Annotated in this window: 16 protein-coding genes; 6 read left to right on the top strand and 10 right to left on the bottom strand. The window is 71.3% G+C overall.

Annotated features, from left to right (window positions below; all coding sequences use genetic code 11):
- Window positions 1-5 precede the first annotated feature (5 nt).
- From IG99_RS24015 to rsmI, 7 genes are all read right to left on the bottom strand, one after another.
- Window positions 6-1,259 (bottom strand): HEAT repeat domain-containing protein, encoded by a 1,254-nt coding sequence (locus IG99_RS24015; protein ID WP_051865837.1) that lies wholly within the window; start codon window positions 1,257-1,259, stop codon window positions 6-8.
- Between the two features lie 83 nt (window positions 1,260-1,342).
- A complete protein-coding gene (locus IG99_RS24010) occupies window positions 1,343-2,242 on the bottom strand; it encodes a 4-(cytidine 5'-diphospho)-2-C-methyl-D-erythritol kinase (RefSeq protein WP_037677000.1) in 900 nt (299 codons plus the stop codon).
- Entirely contained in the window at window positions 2,239-3,117 is an 879-nt protein-coding gene (gene rsmA / locus IG99_RS24005) for a 16S rRNA (adenine(1518)-N(6)/adenine(1519)-N(6))-dimethyltransferase RsmA (RefSeq protein WP_037676999.1), read from the bottom strand. The genes IG99_RS24010 and rsmA overlap by 4 nt, the downstream gene beginning before the upstream one ends.
- Before the next feature lie 53 nt (window positions 3,118-3,170).
- On the bottom strand, window positions 3,171-4,550 hold the full coding sequence (locus tag IG99_RS24000; RefSeq protein ID WP_037676997.1) for a resuscitation-promoting factor: 1,380 nt from the start codon (window positions 4,548-4,550) through the stop codon (window positions 3,171-3,173).
- A 121-nt stretch (window positions 4,551-4,671) separates the two neighbouring features.
- On the bottom strand, window positions 4,672-5,601 hold the full coding sequence (locus tag IG99_RS23995; protein ID WP_037676996.1) for a TatD family hydrolase: 930 nt from the start codon (window positions 5,599-5,601) through the stop codon (window positions 4,672-4,674).
- A 47-nt stretch (window positions 5,602-5,648) separates the two neighbouring features.
- Window positions 5,649-6,032, bottom strand: coding sequence for a hypothetical protein (locus tag IG99_RS23990; RefSeq protein ID WP_037676994.1), 384 nt, complete (start codon window positions 6,030-6,032; stop codon window positions 5,649-5,651).
- Window positions 6,033-6,271: 239 nt separating this feature from the next.
- Complete coding sequence (gene rsmI / locus IG99_RS23985) at window positions 6,272-7,117, bottom strand: 16S rRNA (cytidine(1402)-2'-O)-methyltransferase (protein ID WP_037676993.1); 846 nt, start codon at window positions 7,115-7,117, stop codon at window positions 6,272-6,274.
- Window positions 7,118-7,202: 85 nt separating this feature from the next.
- Here rsmI and IG99_RS23980 point away from each other — a divergent pair, with 85 nt between their 5' ends.
- Window positions 7,203-8,945, top strand: a complete 1,743-nt coding sequence (locus IG99_RS23980; RefSeq protein ID WP_037676992.1) for a dolichyl-phosphate-mannose--protein mannosyltransferase — start codon at window positions 7,203-7,205, stop codon at window positions 8,943-8,945.
- Window positions 8,946-9,006: 61 nt separating this feature from the next.
- Here the strand turns inward: IG99_RS23980 and IG99_RS23975 are convergent, their stop codons facing one another.
- A complete protein-coding gene (locus IG99_RS23975; protein ID WP_037676991.1) occupies window positions 9,007-9,654 on the bottom strand; it encodes a dihydrofolate reductase family protein in 648 nt (215 codons plus the stop codon).
- Window positions 9,655-9,958: 304 nt separating this feature from the next.
- On the opposite strand from IG99_RS23975, the gene IG99_RS23970 reads away from it, so the two are divergent.
- From IG99_RS23970 to IG99_RS23960, 3 genes are all read left to right on the top strand, one after another.
- Entirely contained in the window at window positions 9,959-11,599 is a 1,641-nt protein-coding gene (locus IG99_RS23970; RefSeq protein ID WP_037676990.1) for a penicillin-binding transpeptidase domain-containing protein, read from the top strand.
- 114 nt (window positions 11,600-11,713) lie between these two features.
- Window positions 11,714-13,393: a penicillin-binding transpeptidase domain-containing protein gene (locus IG99_RS23965; protein WP_037676988.1), complete on the top strand. Its 1,680-nt coding sequence runs from the start codon at window positions 11,714-11,716 to the stop codon at window positions 13,391-13,393.
- Window positions 13,394-13,397: 4 nt separating this feature from the next.
- Entirely contained in the window at window positions 13,398-13,670 is a 273-nt protein-coding gene (locus IG99_RS23960; RefSeq protein WP_051865835.1) for a hypothetical protein, read from the top strand.
- Between the two features lie 9 nt (window positions 13,671-13,679).
- Here IG99_RS23960 and IG99_RS23955 read toward each other — a convergent pair whose 3' ends face one another.
- On the bottom strand, window positions 13,680-14,036 hold the full coding sequence (locus IG99_RS23955; RefSeq protein ID WP_037676986.1) for an SsgA family sporulation/cell division regulator: 357 nt from the start codon (window positions 14,034-14,036) through the stop codon (window positions 13,680-13,682).
- Between the two features lie 169 nt (window positions 14,037-14,205).
- Between IG99_RS23955 and IG99_RS23950 the strand changes: the two genes are divergently transcribed.
- Window positions 14,206-15,252, top strand: a complete 1,047-nt coding sequence (locus tag IG99_RS23950; protein WP_037676985.1) for an energy-coupling factor ABC transporter permease — start codon at window positions 14,206-14,208, stop codon at window positions 15,250-15,252.
- Window positions 15,253-15,256: 4 nt separating this feature from the next.
- Window positions 15,257-16,018: a cobalt ECF transporter T component CbiQ gene (cbiQ, locus tag IG99_RS23945; protein ID WP_037676983.1), complete on the top strand. Its 762-nt coding sequence runs from the start codon at window positions 15,257-15,259 to the stop codon at window positions 16,016-16,018.
- A 36-nt stretch (window positions 16,019-16,054) separates the two neighbouring features.
- On the opposite strand, the gene IG99_RS23940 is transcribed toward cbiQ, so the two are convergent.
- The coding region (locus IG99_RS23940) for a zinc ribbon domain-containing protein (protein WP_037676982.1) at window positions 16,055-16,478 on the bottom strand (424 nt) is incomplete at its 5' end.

The raw sequence follows: 16,478 nt of genomic DNA, 5'->3' as shown, positions 1-16,478 counted from the left end.
CGGCGTCAGGCCCCCTCGTCCGCCTTCCGGAGGCGCTGCTGGTATCGCCACACGTCCAGCAGTCTCTCGTCCTCGCGCAGGTCCTCACCGACGGGGCCGATCCGGTGCTCGGCCTCCACGCAGCGCGGGTCGTCCCGCAGGGCCAGGCCGGACACCGCGTAGAGCCGGGTCTGCTGCCGCTCGTCGTGGGTGAGCGCGACCAGTACGTCACCGGCCTCCGGTTCGCTCCCCCGCTGATGCGCGAGCCAGTAGCACAACGCCTGGCGTACGTCGGGGTCCGGATCGCGGGCCAGGGTGAGCACCGCGGTCAGGCTCTCGGGGCCGGGCGGGCACCAGCCGTCGTCCGAGTAGTGCCCCAGGGTGTCCGGCACGAGGGCGCGCACCCTCGGGTCCGGGTGCGTGAGGTACGACAGGCCGACCGTCTCGATCTCCGGGGCGCTGTCATGGGTCATCGCCTGGAGGATGACCGCCAGCACCTCGGGGTCCTCCTCCTGTTCGGCCCAGGGCACGAGCTGCCGCCCCCGGTCCCAGAACGGGTCGCGTCCTGTGAGGAAGTCCCCGAGGACCAGGAACATCAGTACGTCGGCGGCGAGGAGGCGATGCAGGCGGTCGGGGTGGTTGAGCAGGTCCCGGGTCCACTCCCAGGTCTCCTCGTCGAACCGGCGGCCGAGCGTGAACACCACCTCCGACCACACGACGTGGTCCCGGTCGGGGCGGGCGAGGGCGCGGGCGACCAGCTCGTCGAAGGGCGTACGCCTGCCGTAGCGCGCTTCCATGGTGGTGATGATCGCCAGGTGCTCGTCGCGCACGGTCAGCCCGCCGAGCGTCAGCTCCTCGCTCCACCAGCCGATCTCGTCGTCGACGACGCGCGCCCGCGTCACCGGTCCGGCGAGGCCGGTCCTGCGGCGCAGCTCGGCCTCCGTGCCCGCCTCCGCCCAGCGCCGGGCATGGTTCAGCAGTTCCTCGCGTTCGGGGACCGGGAGCGGTACGCCGTGCCGGAGCAGCACCTCGGTCATCCGTTTCGACCCGCTGTCCACCGCCCGCAGCAGTGCGGTGGTCCCGTCCGGGAGCCGGCGCAGGGGGTCGGCGCCGCCCTCCAGCAGCGCTTCGACGACCGGTTCGTCGTACGCCGCCACGGCGAGGCACAGAGGTGGGAGCCCGTCGGGGCCGTCGAGCGGGTCCGGGTCCGCGCCGGCCTCCAGCAGCTCCCTGACCGCGTCCGCGTCTCCGCGCCGTACGGCCGCCACCAGTGACTCCATGCCCACGCCATGCCCCCGTCTCCTCCGGTCTCGCAGAACCGGCCGGTGGAGCCTAGGTGGGCGGGGCCGGTCGCGGCACCTGATTAACGGCCGAGCACCGTCGCCCCGGGCGCCGGTGCGGACGCGATCCGTACCGTCCTGCACGTTCCGGAGGATCCCAGCGACGCCGCCACCCTCGTCGCCGACTCCCGGTCCCGTACCAGGAAGGCCGTGGTCGGACCGGAGCCCGAGACCAGGGCGGCGAGGGCGCCCGCGGCGCGGCCGGCGGCGAGGGTGTCAGCGAGCTGGGGGAAGAGGGAGAGGGCGGCGGGCTGGAGGTCGTTGGAGACGGCGGCGGCGAGGGCGTCCGGGTCGCCCTTGGCGAGGGCGTCGAGGAGTTCCTGGGAGGCGACGGGCTCGGGGATGTCCGTGCCCTCGCCGAGGCGGTCGAACTCGCGGAAGACGGCCGGTGTCGACAGGCCCCGCTCGGCCATCGCGAACACCCAGTTGAAGGTGCCGCCCACTTCCAGGGCTGTGAGCTTCTCGCCCCGGCCGACCCCGAGGGCCGCCCCGCCGACCAGGCTGAACGGCACATCGCTGCCCAGCTCGGCGCAGATGTCCAGGAGCTCCTCGCGGGAGGCACCCGTGCCCCACAGCGCGTCGCACGCCACCAGCGCGCCCGCGCCGTCCGCGCTGCCGCCCGCCATGCCGCCGGCGACGGGGATGTCCTTGGCGATGTGGAGGTGGACTGCGGGGTCGATGCCGTACCGGCCGGCGAGCGCCTCGGCCGCGCGGGCCACCAGGTTCGTACGGTCCAGGGGGACCTGGTCGGCGCCCGGGCCCTCGCAGGTGACGGTCAGCTCGTCGGCCGGGGTGACCGTGACCTGGTCGTAGAGGCCGACCGCGAGGAAGACGTTGGCCAGGTCGTGGAAGCCGTCCGGGCGGGCCGCACCCACCGCGAGCTGAACGTTGACCTTGGCCGGCACGCGCACGGTGACGCTCACGCGGCGGTCTCCTTGTTCTCGGCGGCCTCGGCGATGCGGGCGAACTCCTCGACGGTGAGCGACTCGCCGCGTGCCTGCGGTGAGACACCCGCCGCGACCAGGGCCTTCTCCGCCGCGGCCGCCGACCCGGCCCACCCGGCGAGGGCGGCCCGCAGGGTCTTGCGGCGCTGTGCGAACGCGGCGTCGATCACGGCGAAGACCTCGGCCTTGGAGGCCGTTGTCCTGATGGGCTCGGTCCGCCGGACCAGGGAGACCAGTCCGCTGTCGACGTTCGGCGCGGGCCAGAAGACGTTGCGGCCGATGGCGCCGGCCCGCTTGACCTCGGAGTACCAGTTGGCCTTCACCGAGGGGACGCCGTACACCTTGGAACCCGGCGGTGCGGCGAGCCGGTCGGCGACCTCGGCCTGGACCATGACGAGGGTGCGCTCGATGCTCGGGAAGGTGTCGAGCATGTGCAGCAGCACGGGCACGGCCACGTTGTAGGGAAGGTTCGCGACCAGCGCGGTCGGCGGCGGTCCGGGCAGCTCGGCGACGTGCATCGCGTCGGAGTGGACCAGCGCGAACCGGTCGGCGCGTCCGGGCATCCGCGCGGTGATCGTGGCGGGCAGGGCGCCGGCCAGTACGTCGTCGATCTCGACGGCGGTGACCCGGTCGGCCACCTCCAGCAGGGCCAGCGTGAGCGAGCCGAGCCCGGGGCCGACCTCGACGACCACGTCGTCGGGGCGGACGTCGGCGGTGCGGACGATACGGCGGACCGTGTTCGCGTCGATCACGAAGTTCTGGCCGCGCTGTTTGGTGGGGCGTACGCCGAGGGCGGTCGCCAGTTCGCGGATGTCGGCGGGGCCGAGGAGGGCGTCGGGGGTGGGGCTGGTCACGGGCACAAGGGTACGGGGCGGGCCGGAGGCACCCGGCCGGAGGGAACCTCGACTCAGCCGTGCAACCGTCCTCCGCAGTGCGGCCAAGGCGCTGCGCCCCGGCGCATGTACAGCTTCTTCGCTCGGTAGGTCTGTTCCACCGCCGGGGCGTCCTGGGGGCGGCCGGTGCCGCCGAGGCTCTGCCAGGTTCGGGTGTCGAACTGGTAGAGGCCGCCGTAGGTGCCGGAGGGGTCGACGGCGTGGGGGCGTCCGCCCGACTCGCAGACCGCGAGGCCCTGCCAGTCGAGCCGGTCCGTGCCGGCGCCCATCGACGTGGGGAGCGGCTTGGTGCCGACCCGCACGACCTGCGCCCGTGCCTCGCGCACCATCTCGGTCCTGGTCCGGCGCGGTCTCTGCCGTACTCCGTTGACCGTGCGCAGGAGGTAGGTGATCCGGCGCAGGCCCGGGCGGCCGGGGCGGTCGACGACCTCCGTGCCCCGGAACAGCGTGGGGTCGGAGGTCCGTCGTACCGCGAACGGGATCGCCTCCTCCCGGATCTCCTTCGTGCCGGTGATCCGCATCACGGTGACGGTCTGTCCGTCACGCGGGAAGCTGCCGGGCGGGACCGAGGTGGTGTCCTGGCCGCGCAGGGTGATCCCGGCCTGTTCGACGGCCTCGCGGACGGTCGCCGCGTTGGTGCGGATCGCGCGGGCCCGGCCGTCCGCCATGATCGTCAGGGCGCGCTCGGTGCGTACGACCAGCGCCAGCCCTTCGCGTCCGATCCGCAGGTGACGCGCGGCGGACACGTACGCGCCCTGCGCTCGCACCCCGAGCTGTCCGAGTGCCTCCTCCACCGTGTGGGCCGTCGTCCACACGTCGTGCCGCTGCCCGTCCAGGGTGAGCCGCAGGGGCCGCCCGTACTGGACGTCGATCTCGTCGCCGCTGGTGAGGGCGGTGCCGGGGGCGGGGGCCACCACGTCGTGGGCGCCCACCTCGACGCCCTCCTCCGCGAGCAGTTCGGTGACGTCGTCGGCGAAGGTGTGCAGGGTGCGGGGCTTGCCGTCGACGGTCAGCTCGACCGCCTTGTCGTCGGCGACGAAGGCGGTGGTGCCGCCGGCGAGGAAGGCGACGACCAGCGCCTGCGGGAGCAGCCGGCGCAGCGGGCCGTCGGCGCGCTCGGCGTACCGCGTCCTGCCCCGGCGCGCGGAGCGCCGCCCCGCCACGGTCCGCGAGGGCGCGGGCAGGGCGGGGGGCGTGGGGAGGGCCGGGGGTGTGGCGCCGTTCCCCTGGCGAGGCACCGGCGGATCGGCGGCCTCGTAGGCGGGCCGGTAGGTGTCCTCGTACGTGCCGGGTGCCGCGTTCACGCCGAACGCCTGGGTGGGCGCCGTGTGCACGTCGGGCGCGCCCGGGCCGTCGGTGCCGCCGTAGGTCTGATACGTCTGCTGGTTGCTCACGCCGACGCGCTCCAGAGGGCCAGAGGGGTCCGGATCGGGCCCCCAGAACCTAGCGGAGCGACCGTCACTCTCCAAAGCGACGCGGCTACGGAAAGTCAGTTGTGACGGTCGGTCGGTACGGTCAGTAACCGAAGGCGTGGGCGGTGTTCGCGCCGAGGGCGGTCGCCAGGGTGTCCTCGTCGATGCCGCGCACGGCGGCCATGGCGCGGACGGTGACCGGCACGAGATAGGGGGCGTTGGGCCGCCCCCGGTAGGGCGCCGGGGTCAGGAACGGCGCGTCGGTCTCGACGAGGACCAGCTCCAGCGGGGCGACGGCGAGGGCGTCGCGCAGGTTCTGGGCGTTCTTGAAGGTGACGTTGCCCGCGAAGGACATGTAGTAGCCGGCGCGGGCGCAGATCTCGGCCATCTCGGCGTCGCCGGAGTAGCAGTGGAAGACGGTGCGCTCGGGCGCGCCCTCCTCCTTGAGGACGCGCAGGACGTCGGTGTGGGCGTCGCGGTCGTGGATGACGAGGGCCTTCCCGTGCCGCTTGGCGATCTCGATGTGCGCCCGGAAGGACCGCTCCTGCGCCGCCTTGCCCTCGGGTCCGGTGCGGAAGTAGTCGAGTCCCGTCTCACCGACGCCCTTGACCTGCGGCAGTGCGGCCAGCCGGTCGATCTCGGCGAGCGCCTCGTCGAGGCCGGCGTCACCGCCCGGCTCGCGTGCCCCCTGCCGGGACCACCCTCCCCCAGCCCCGGGGGGCTGGGAGGTGCCCCCAGGGTCTCCGTGCACGATCCGCGGTGCCTCGTTGGGGTGCAGGGCGACCGTCGCGTGGACGCTGTCGTGCGCGGCGGCCGTCTCGGCGGCCCACCGCGAGCCCTTCACGTCACAGCCGACCTGCACGACGGTGGTGACCCCGACGGACGCGGCTTTCGCGAGCGCCTCCGCCACGGTCCCCGACTGCATGTCGAGGTGGGTGTGGGAGTCGGCGACCGGTACCGCCAGGGGCTGCGGAAGTGGCGGCGCGGCGTTCTTGTCCTGCTTGCCGGACGTGCCGGGGGCGTTCGAAGGCATGCCCCGATCCTACGAAAGGAGCACGCCCCGCCTTCGAGTGCGTTCGCTCAGCTCGCCTTGCGCTGGAACGGATGCAGCAGGTCGGACAGGTGCCAGTGGTGCTGGCCGGCCGCCTCGTCCTGCGGGTGGTCCGGTGCCGCCGTGTCGGCGGCGGGCGCGCCCTGCCGGGGCACTGGCTGCTGCCGACGGGCGGCGCTCAGCGCGGACGAGACCTGGCCCGCGCGCATGATCCGCACGACGTGGCCGTCGCAGTTGCGGCACGCGGGGCGGCTCAGCGGCGACGGCACGATGTGGCCGTCGGCCACGTAGGTGACGAACTCGTGGCCTTCCGCGTCGACGTGGTGCTCTATCTCGTACGACTGCTCCCAGCCGTGTCCGCAGCGCATGCAGACGAAGGAATACGACTCGTGGACGACGGCAGTCTCACTCATGCCAGCTCCTCAGGTCCGCCTGGCGAAGGGGACGGGTGATGTCCCTCAACCCAGTGGACGCCTCCGCCGACGTGAACGCATCGGGCCTGTCGAGTGTTGGAGCCGATTTGGACTTTCCTTGCCGAAGCGGCCCCGCGAGCGGGGTCTGGTCTTTGCCTTTCCCGCCCGTGCTTTAACCGCCCATGGGGCGCTCGCTCATCGGAAGTGCGCCCTGCTCAGAGGCGGTTCCTGGCCGAAAATCAGCGTGCGTTCTTGGCCGCCACGACCGCGTCGAACACCTCTCGTTTCGGGAGTCCCGCCTCTACCGCGACCGCCGCGATGGCCTCCTTGCGCCGCTCCCCCGCCTCCTCGCGCACCCGCACCCTGCGCACCAGTTCCGCCGCGTCGAGTTCCTCGGGCCCGCGCTCGGGGGCGCCCTCGACGACGACGGTGATCTCGCCCCGAACGCCCTCGGCCGCCCATGCCGCCAGCTCGGCCAGCGGGCCGCGCCTGACCTCCTCGTACGTCTTGGTCAGCTCGCGGCAGACGGCGGCCCGACGGTCGGTGCCGAAGACCTCGGCCATGGCGGCGAGGGTGTCGTCGAGGCGGTGCGGGGCCTCGAAGTAGACGAGTGTGCGCCGCTCCCCGGCGACCTCCCGCAGCCGCGACAGCCGCTCGCCGGCCTTGCGGGGCAGGAACCCCTCGAAGCAGAACCGGTCGACGGGCAGGCCGGAAAGCGCCAGCGCGGTGAGCACGGCGGACGGGCCGGGGACGGCGGTGACCCGGACGTCCTTCTCGACGGCCGCGGCGACCAGCCGGTAGCCCGGGTCGGACACGGACGGCATCCCGGCGTCCGTGACGAGCAGCACACGCGCGCCGGAGAGCAGTTCGTCGACCAGTTCGGGCGTACGGGCGGACTCGTTGCCCTCGAAGTACGACACGACCCGGCCCTTGGGCGTCACGCCCAGCGCCTGGGTCAGCCGGCGCAGCCGCCGGGTGTCCTCGGCGGCGACGAGGTCGGCGGCGGCCAACTCCTGTGCGAGCCGGGGCGGCGCGTCCGAGATGTCGCCGATGGGGGTGCCCGCCAAAACAAGGGTTCCAGTCACCCGTCCATCCTCGCAGGGGCGGGCCTCGGCCACGGTTGGGGCCCAAGCACGGGACGCGCACAGAAGGGTTCCCTACGATGGCGCGGTGACCAGTACCGCGTCCTCAACGGACACCCGGCAGGGCCAGGCGCCGCACGACCAGCGGCCTACCTGGCAGCAGCGGCTGCGCCGTTTCGGATATCCGGCGAAGCCCGTCTCGGACGTCCGCGAGCGGCTGGTGCCGCCGTTCACACGGCCCAGCCCCCGGTTGTGGCAGGTGTTCGGGGTGCCGCCGGTGCTCGCCGACCGGATCACGCGCTGGTCCGGCTGGGGCGGTCCGCTGCTGGTGACGCTGATGGCGGGCTTGATGCGGTTCTGGAACCTGGGCAGCCCGAAGAAGGTGATATTCGACGAGACGTACTACGCCAAGGACGCGTGGGCGCTCGTCCACCGGGGCTACGAGGTCAACTGGGCCAAGAACGCCAACGATCTGGTGCTGTCGTCGAACGGGCACGTCCGGATCCCGACGGACGCGGCGTATGTGGTGCATCCGCCGGTGGGCAAGTACGTCATCGGGCTGGGCGAGCTGATGTTCGGGTTCAACCCGTTCGGCTGGCGCTTCATGACGGCGCTGCTGGGCACGCTGTCGGTGCTGATGCTGTGCCGTATCGGCCGCCGGCTGTTCCGTTCGACGTTCCTGGGCTGTGTGGCGGGCGCCCTGATGGCCGTGGACGGCATGGCCTTCGTGATGAGCCGTACCTCGTTGCTGGACGGCGTGCTGATGTTCTTCGTGCTGGCCGCGTTCGGCTGTCTGGTGATCGACCGGGACAGGACGCGGGAGAGGCTCGCGGCGGCGATCCCACCCGACGCGGACGGCCGCTACCGGCCCGACGCGCACGCCGCCGAGACGACCCGCCTGGGGTGGCGTCCGTGGCGCTGGCTGGCGGGACTGATGCTGGGCCTGGCCATCGGCACGAAGTGGAACGGCCTGTACGTGCTGGCCGCGTTCTGTGTGATGGCGGTGCTGTGGGACATCGGCTCCCGCAAGGTCGCCGGCGCCCGTCACCCGTACTCGGCGGTGCTGAAGCGGGACCTGGGCCTGACGTTCCTGGCGACCGTCCCGGTGGCGATCGTCACCTACCTCGTCTCGTGGACGGGCTGGATCCTCTCCCCCTCCGACGGCTCGGGCGGCTTCTACCGCGACTGGGCGACCGCCAACGGCAGGTCCAGCAGCTGGTCCTGGCTGTTCCCGGACTGGTGGCTGAGCCTGTGGCACTACGAGCACGAGGTCTACAAGTTCAACATCAACCTCTCCTCGCCGCACACGTACCAGTCCAACCCCTGGAGCTGGATCGTCCTGGGCCGCCCGGTCTCCTTCTTCTACGAGTCCCCCTCCCCCGGCACCGACGGCTGTCCCGCCGACGCGGGCGAGAAGTGCGCCCGTGAGGTGCTGGCGCTGGGCACGCCGCTGCTGTGGTGGGCGGCGTGCTTCGCGATCCTGTACGTCCTGTGGCGCTGGGCGTTCCGCCGCGACTGGCGCGCGGGCGCCATCGCCTGCGGCATCGCGGCCGGCTACCTCCCCTGGTTCCTCTACCAGGACCGCACGATCTTCCTCTTCTACACGGTCGTCTTCGTCCCCTTCCTCTGTCTCGCGGTGGCCATGCTCATCGGCGCCCTCGCCGGGCCCCCGGGCTCCTCCGACACCCGCCGCGTGGCGGGCGCGACGGGCGCGGGCGTCCTGGTCCTGCTGATCGCGTGGAACTTCATCTATTTCTGGCCGCTGTACACGGGGACGGCGATCCCGATCGACGACTGGCGGTCGCGGATGTGGCTGGACACCTGGGTCTAGCGGGTCGGACACGTCACGAGGGCCCAGCGCGCTGCTGGGCCCTCGTGGTCGTTGTCACTGGTCATCTGCGCCAGAAGAGGTGGTGCGTCACGCCGCTGCGGCTGGGCACGACCTCCATGTGGAACCGGTCCAGCAGTTGTTCGGGCGACTCCCAGAGGCGTAGCCCGGACCCGAGCTTCACCGGTGAGACGGCCACGTGCAGGGTGTCGACGAGGTCGGCGTCGAGGAACTCCCGGATGGTGGTCACGCCGCCGCCGAGCCGGACGTCCTTGCCCCGCGCGGCCTCCCGCGCCTGCGCGAGAACGGTGGCGGGGTCGCCGTCCACGAAGTGGAACGTGGTGTCGGAGAGCGTGAACGACGGACGCTTGTGGTGGGTCAGGACGAACACCGGCGTGTGGAAGGGCGGCTCGTCACCCCACCAGCCGCGCCACTCGTGGTCGTGCCACGGGCCGCGCTGGGGTCCGAACTTGTTGCGGCCCATGATCTCGGCGCCGATGTTGTGGCTGAAGTCCCGGGTGAAGTAGTCGTCGAGGCCCCGGCTCCCCCCGGGTTCGGAGCGGTTGGGCCAGCTCGCCGTGGCGCCGGCCCAGGCGAAGAGCCTTCCCGGATCGATGTTGTGTCCGAAAGGCCGCTCCAGGCTCTGGTCCTCGCCGGCGGCGACGCCGTCACTGGAGATGGTGAAGTTCTGCACTCGCAGCAGCTGATCCATGTGTTCCCTCATCAGGTCCTGTCACCTCCTCGTAGGGCGATGTGTCCCTACATCAGGATGTCGAACGGGACGCGGCTGGATCGACAGCCGCGCCTGAGTTTCGGAGCAGTCGACTCCTGGCGTTCACGTATGTGGCTGGATCTGGGGGGCTCGATCACGTCTCTGATCTCCGTTAGGACACAAGTTCCGTAAACACCTGTCCCATCAGGCCCTCGCTCCGCTTACAGTGCCAAGCACGAACAACTTTCTGAACGCGTTCAGAAAACGCGGGGGAAGTGCAACGGGGAACGGGGAAGGACGGGACATGCACAAGGGGGCCAAGGCCGGCATAGTCGGCACGGTGTTCGCCGTGATGGTGGGTGGGGCCGGATACGGGGCCTACAACCTCCTGTCCGCGGTGAACGGCGACAGCGGCACGGGCGGCAGCACGAGCACCGCCGCGGCGACCAAGAAGAGCGGTCCGCCGAGCAGTGCGGAAGTGAAGGAGACGACCGCCGCCTTCTTCGAGGCCTGGCGCAAGGGCGACGCGGCGACCGCGGCGAACCACACCAACAACGCGGAGAAGGCCGAGCCGCTGCTCACCTCGTACAGCGAGAGCGCCCACATCACCGACGTGAAGATCACGCCGGGGCCGGCGAACGGCGCCACCGTGCCCTTCACCGTGACCGCGAAGGTGTCCTACGACGGCAAGTCCAAGGCGCTCGACTACAAGAGCGAGCTGAGCGTGGTGCGCGGGCTGACGACCGGGAAGGCGCTGGTCGACTGGCAGCCCTCCGTGGTGTACCCGCAGCTGAAGAACATGGACGACACCCTCGTCACCGGCGAGTCGGCGAGCCCGCCCATCAAGGCCGTGGACCGCGACGGCAAGGTCCTGACGAAGGAGAAGTACCCCTCCCTCGGGCCGATCCTGGACGAGCTGCGCGCCAAGTACGGCGAGCAGGCGGGCGGCACCCCCGGCGTCGAGCTGGCGATCCACCACGCCGACCCGAACACCGCCGACACCTCGCTGCTCACCCTCGCCAAGGGCAAGGCGGGCAAGCTGCCCACGACCATCAGCGCGAGCGCGCAGGCGGCGGCCGAGCAGGCGGTGAAGAAGTACCCCGAGGCCTCGGTCGTGGCCGTGAAGCCGAGCACCGGCGAGGTGCTGGCGGTCGCCAACCACCGGGGCGACGGCTTCAACGCCGCGTTCCTCGGCAAGGTGCCGCCCGGCTCCACCATGAAGATCGTCACCGCGGCCACGCTCATCGACAACAAGCTCACCACCGCGAACGGGCCCGCGCCCTGCCCCGACAGCGTGCTGTGGGAGGGCCAGACCTTCCACAACCTCAAGGGCCTGAAGCCGAACGAGAGCGCCACCCTCTCCGACAGCTTCGCCATCTCCTGCAACACCGCCTTCATCAAGTACGTGAAGTCCCTGAAGACGGAGTCGCTGACCGAGGAGGCGCAGAGCCGCTTCGGACTCGGCGGGGACAACTGGAAGACCGGCATCCCGTCCTTCGACGGCTCCGTCCCCGCGGCCGGCGGCCCGGACAAGGCGGCCAACCTCATCGGCCAGGGCCAGGTCCAGATGAGCCCGCTCAACATGGCGTCGGTGACGGCGACCGCGATGACCGGCGCCTTCCGGCAGCCGGTGATCGTGCCGCGGAGCCTCGACGACCGTGAGCTGGCCACCGCCAAGGGGCTGTCCGACAGCACGGTCCAGCAGCTGCGCGCCATGATGAACCGCACCGCCACCAGCGGCACCGCGGCCGGCGTGATGTCCGGACTGAGCGGCCGGATCGGCGCGAAGACCGGCTCCGCGGAGATCGGCGGGCAGTCCAAGTCCGACAGCTGGTTCACCGGCTACCGCAACGACGTGGCCGCGGCGGCCATGGTCCAGGACGGCGGTCACGGCATCGACGCGGCCGGTCCGATTGTCGCAGCCGTGCTACGAACTGGCGGCTGACGTCACCCCCGGAGATCGGGACTCTAGTGTGGTTGCCGTCGTTGGGATGTGTGAGGGCAACGAGGGCAGTGGGGCGGCGGGGGCGCCCGGGAACCACACGGAGGAACACGAGCAGTGGGCAAGAGAGGGCGCGCCGCCGAGCGGCGAAAGACGAAGCCCGCCGTGATCGGCGGGATGATCGCCATCGTCGTCGGCGGCGCCGGCATCGGGGTCTACGCGCTGTACGGCGGCGGAGCGATGGCCGACGACGGCAGGAACGCCTCGTCGTCGGCCGGCGAGAAGTCCCCGTCGGTCAAGACCGGCCCACTGTCGGCGAAAGAGGTGACCACCGCCGCCCGGACGTTCCTGACGTCCTGGCAGCGGGGCGAGGTCGCCGCGGCGGCCGCCGGCACGGACGACTCCGCGGCCGCCACCTCCCTCCTGGCCGGCTACACCAAGGACGCCCACATCAAGGACGTCACGCTCACCGCGGGCGCCCGGGAGGGCGACAAGGTGCCGTTCAAGGTGAAGGGCACCGTCGAGTACCAGGGCGTCAGCAAGCCGCTGGCCTACGACAGCGCGCTCACCGTCGTGCGGCGGGCCAAGGACGGCAAGCCGCTGGTCGACTGGCACGCCTCCGTGGTCCACCCCGACCTCCAGGACGGCGACACACTCATCACCGGCGAGTCCGGCAACCCGCCGGTGAAGGCGCTCGACCGGGACGGCGGGGAGCTGACCACGAAGAAGTTCCCGTCCCTGGAGCCGGTCCTCGACGGGCTGCGCGAGAAGTACGGCAAGAAGGCCGGCGGCAAGGCCGGAGTCGAGCTGCGGGTGGTCCGCGGCAAGGAGTCGAAGGCGAAGAAGGCCTCCGACAAGACGCTCGTGGAACTCAGCAAGGGCACTCCGGGCACGGTGAAGACCACGCTCAGCCCGAGCCTCCAGGCGACCGCCGAGCAGCAGGTGGCCAAGAGGGACCGGGCGTCGGTGGTGCTGATGCGGCCGTCGACGGGCGAAATCCTCGCGGTGGCCAACTCCAACCCGCACTTCAACGCCGCCTTCCAGGGCTCGCTCGCCCCCGGCTCGACGATGAAGGTGATCACCTCCTCGCTGCTGATCGAGAAGAAGCTGGCGTCGGCGGACAAGCCGCATCCGTGCCCCAAGTTCTTCAAGTACGGCGGCTGGAAGTTCCAGAACGACGACAAGTTCGAGATCAAGGGCGGCACGTTCAAGGCGAGCTTCGCCCGCTCCTGCAACACGGCCTTCATCAGCCAGGCGCCCGACCTGAAGAACGACGACCTGACCAAGCAGGCGCAGCAGGTGTTCGGCCTGTCGATGGACAACTGGGCGATCGGCGTCCCGACCTTCGACGGCCGGGTCCCGGTGCAGTCGCAGGCCCAGATGGCGGCGTCCCTGATCGGCCAGGGCGGGGTGCGGATGAACCCGCTGAACATGGCGTCCGTGGCCGCCACGGTCAAGTCGGGTGTTTTCCGCCAGCCGTACCTGGTCGCCCCGTCGGTCGACGACCGCACGCTGGCCAAGGCCTCGCGCACGATGTCCGCGTCCACGCTGTCCCAGCTGCGTGAGCTGATGAACTACACCGCCGCCGCCGGCACCGCCGCCGAGGCGATGTCGGGGCTCGGCCCCGACTACGGCGCCAAGACGGGCTCGGCGGAGGTCGACGGCCAGAAGAAGCCCAACGGCTGGTTCACCGCCTACCGCGGTGACCTCGCCGGCGCGGGTGTGGTCCAGGCGGGCGGCCACGGCGGCGACACGGCGGGCCCGATCGTGGCGGCGCTGCTCAGGGCCGGTGGCTGAGCGCGTGTCACGGACGCCGTACGCCGACGGCGAGGGGCTCTGCTGGGAGCTCGTGGGCTGGGAGGGTGACGATCACGCGGCGCACGTCACCGAGCTCACGCGGGATGAGATCCGCCGGGTGAGGGACCTGTTCCCCGACCGCACGGACGACTGGTTCACGGGCGGCGTCCATCCGGTGCCGCCCGGGCTGCAGGACGCGGTGCGCGCGGCCGTCCCGCGCCTGGAGTTCCAGCCGGGGCTCGACTACTTCCTCGACGGGGTCCGCACCACTCCCTAGCGGACAGGCTCAGTGGGCCACCGGCCTCACCGCCGCCATGTAGGTGCGGCGCAGGAAGCGCAGGAGCGTCTTGGACTCGAACTGGACGACCGAGACGCCGTGGTCGGAGTGGAACTCGACGACCGTCTGGACGCGCCCACAGGGCCAGACCACGACGTCCCCGAAGCGGGCCGGGGCGCGCAGGCCCTGTTCGAGCAGGGAGCGCGAGAACGTCCATTCGTGGGGGCCCGGAAGACGGATCCGGACGGAACGGGGGTCGGTCTCCGGGTCGTAGCGCAGGATCACCGGGACGGCCGCGTGTTCTTCCTCGATCAGGTCCGCGTCCGTGACGACGTGGGCCCGCGCGTACTGCTCGACTACGGACATCCGACCGGCCCCTTACGCTGCGTGACCTGTGCGAAGGCTGTGCATCCGCTTCCCCTCCAATGTCGCATATTTTCCCGAACGCGCTTCCCGGGACCGCCGCGTCTCACTCCGCGATGCACGACCGATGCGCTCTTGCGAACCATTCGCATCAAGCCACTATCATCGAACGGTGCACGTACCTGACGGATTCATCAACGCCCCGACCTCCGCCGTGACGGGAGTCGTCGCCGCGGGCGCCATCGCCGTGAGCCTGCGCGGTGCGCGCCGGGAGCTCGACGAGCGGACGGCGCCGCTGGCCGGCCTGGTGGCCGCGTTCATCTTCGCGGTCCAGATGCTCAACTTCCCCGTGGCGGCCGGGACCAGCGGCCACCTGCTGGGCGGTGCGCTCGCCGCGATACTCGTGGGCCCCTTCACCGGGGTCCTGTGCGTGTCCGTGGTCCTGCTCATGCAGGGCATCCTGTTCGCCGACGGCGGGCTGACCGCGCTCGGCGTCAACATCACCGACATGGCGATCGTCACGACGGTCGTGGCCTACGCCGTCTTCCGGGGCCTGGTGAAGGTGCTGCCGCGCACTCGCCGTTCCGTCACCATCGCCTCCTTCGCCGCCGCGCTGCTCTCCGTCCCGGCCGCCGCCGTCGCCTTCACGATCGTCTACGCGGTCGGCGGCACCACGGACGTCTCGATCGGCAAGGTCGCCACCGCGATGATCGGCGTGCACGTGCTGATCGGCCTCGGCGAGGCCGCGATCACCGCGCTGACCGTCGGCGCCGTCATCGCCGTACGGCCCGACCTCGTGTACGGAGCTCGGGGTCTGACGCAGAAGCTGAAGCTGCGGGTGAACGGCGAGCTCGTCGACGCGCCCGACGCGGCCCCGGTACCGCTCGCCGCCCGGTCCCACCGCAAGGTGTGGATCACCGGCCTCGTCACCTCCCTCGTCCTCGCCGGGTTCGTCAGCTTCTACGCCTCCGCCAACCCCGACGGTCTGGAGAAGGTCGCCGCCGACCACGGCATCGACAGGAAGACCGAGAAGCACGCGTCCAGCGACTCCCCGCTCGCCGACTACGGCGTGAAGGACATCACCGACGCCCGCCTCTCCGGCGGCCTCGCGGGCGTGATCGGCGTCGGCGTCACCGTCGTCGCCGGCAGCGGGGTGTTCTGGGCGGTGCGCAGGCGCCGTACGGCGGACGCCTCCCCCACGGCCGTAGAGAACGTCTGACGTCATGGGAGCGGGACACGCGCACAAGCTGTACCGGCACGGGCACTCGCCCGTGCACGGACTGCCACCGCACACCAAGCTCGCCGCCGCGTTCGCCTTCGTGGTCGTCGTGGTGTCGACGCCGCGCGAGGCGATGTGGGCGTTCGGCCTCTACGCGGTGCTGCTCGGTGTGGTCGCGTACGTCGCGCGCGTGCCGGCCCGCTTCCTGTTCGGGCGGCTGCTGATCGAGGTGCCGTTCGTCGCGTTCGCCGTGCTGATGCCGTTCGTGGCGCAGGGCGAGCGGGTCGACGTGCTGGGCCTGTCGCTGAGCGTGAACGGCCTGTGGGGCGCCTGGAACGTGCTCGCCAAGGGCACCCTCGGCGTCGCCGCCTCCGTGCTGCTCGCCGCCACCACCGAACTGCGCGAACTCCTCCTGGGCCTGCAGCGGTTGAAGCTCCCCCCGCTGCTGGTGCAGATCGCGTCCTTCATGATCCGCTACGGCGACGTCATCACCGACGAGATGCGCCGGATGCGGATCGCCCGCGAGTCACGCGGCTTCGAGGCCAAGGGCGTACGGCACTGGGGCGTCCTCGCCAAGTCGGCGGGCGCGCTGTTCATCCGCTCCTACGAGCGTGGGGAGCGCGTGCACCTGGCCATGGTCAGCCGGGGGTACGCCGGTTCGATGCCGGTCATCGACGAGGTGACCGCCTCCCGGGCGCAGTGGTCGTACGCCCTGACCCTCCCGTTCGCCGCCCTCGTCGTCTGTCTGCTGGGATGGACCCTTTGACATCCTCCCCTCCCGTGGACGGAGGGGATTCCTGGCTCAGGCTGCCTCCGGGAGCAGCGCTCCCGAAGGTCTTACGCCCTCAGCACCAGCCGGGTTGAGACCAGCCCGGACGAGCATCACGCACGCGGAGTTCTTGTCCCTGGGGGACACGACTCCGCACGCGCTGCAGGTGTAGGTACGTTCCGAAAGAGGAAGTGCGTGCTTGGTTCTCGCTCCGCACGACGCACAGTCCATGGTGATGTGCGCGGAATGCACGAGACGGATGTCCCGCCCGTGCTTGCGGCCCATCTCGATCAGGGCCGTTTTGGTGGCACCGATCGCCGCGTCAGCGGCTTTGCGGGCCATGGTGGTCTTCGCGAGAAACTTCGGCCGGAAGTCCTCGGCCGCAATCGCGTCGTGGTCGCGGATGACGCGCTTGGCCCACTTGCGGGCGGTGTCCTGCCGCTGACACGCGATCTTC

The sequence above is a fragment of the Streptomyces griseus subsp. griseus genome, assembly GCF_000720255.1.
Taxonomy (GTDB): domain Bacteria; phylum Actinomycetota; class Actinomycetes; order Streptomycetales; family Streptomycetaceae; genus Streptomyces; species Streptomyces griseus_I.
This window is presented reverse-complemented; position numbering and strand designations above follow the sequence as displayed.

Coding starts and splice junctions, on each gene's coding strand:
- IG99_RS23990 (WP_037676994.1), bottom strand. CDS start 6,032: ATGAGTGAGACTGCCGTCGTCCACGAGTCGTATTCCTTCGTCTGCATG.
- IG99_RS23995 (WP_037676996.1), bottom strand. CDS start 5,601: ATGCCTTCGAACGCCCCCGGCACGTCCGGCAAGCAGGACAAGAACGCC.
- IG99_RS23970 (WP_037676990.1), top strand. CDS start 9,959: ATGCACAAGGGGGCCAAGGCCGGCATAGTCGGCACGGTGTTCGCCGTG.
- IG99_RS24015 (WP_051865837.1), bottom strand. CDS start 1,259: ATGGAGTCACTGGTGGCGGCCGTACGGCGCGGAGACGCGGACGCGGTC.
- IG99_RS23975 (WP_037676991.1), bottom strand. CDS start 9,654: ATGGATCAGCTGCTGCGAGTGCAGAACTTCACCATCTCCAGTGACGGC.
- cbiQ (WP_037676983.1), top strand. CDS start 15,257: ATGGGAGCGGGACACGCGCACAAGCTGTACCGGCACGGGCACTCGCCC.
- IG99_RS23955 (WP_037676986.1), bottom strand. CDS start 14,036: ATGTCCGTAGTCGAGCAGTACGCGCGGGCCCACGTCGTCACGGACGCG.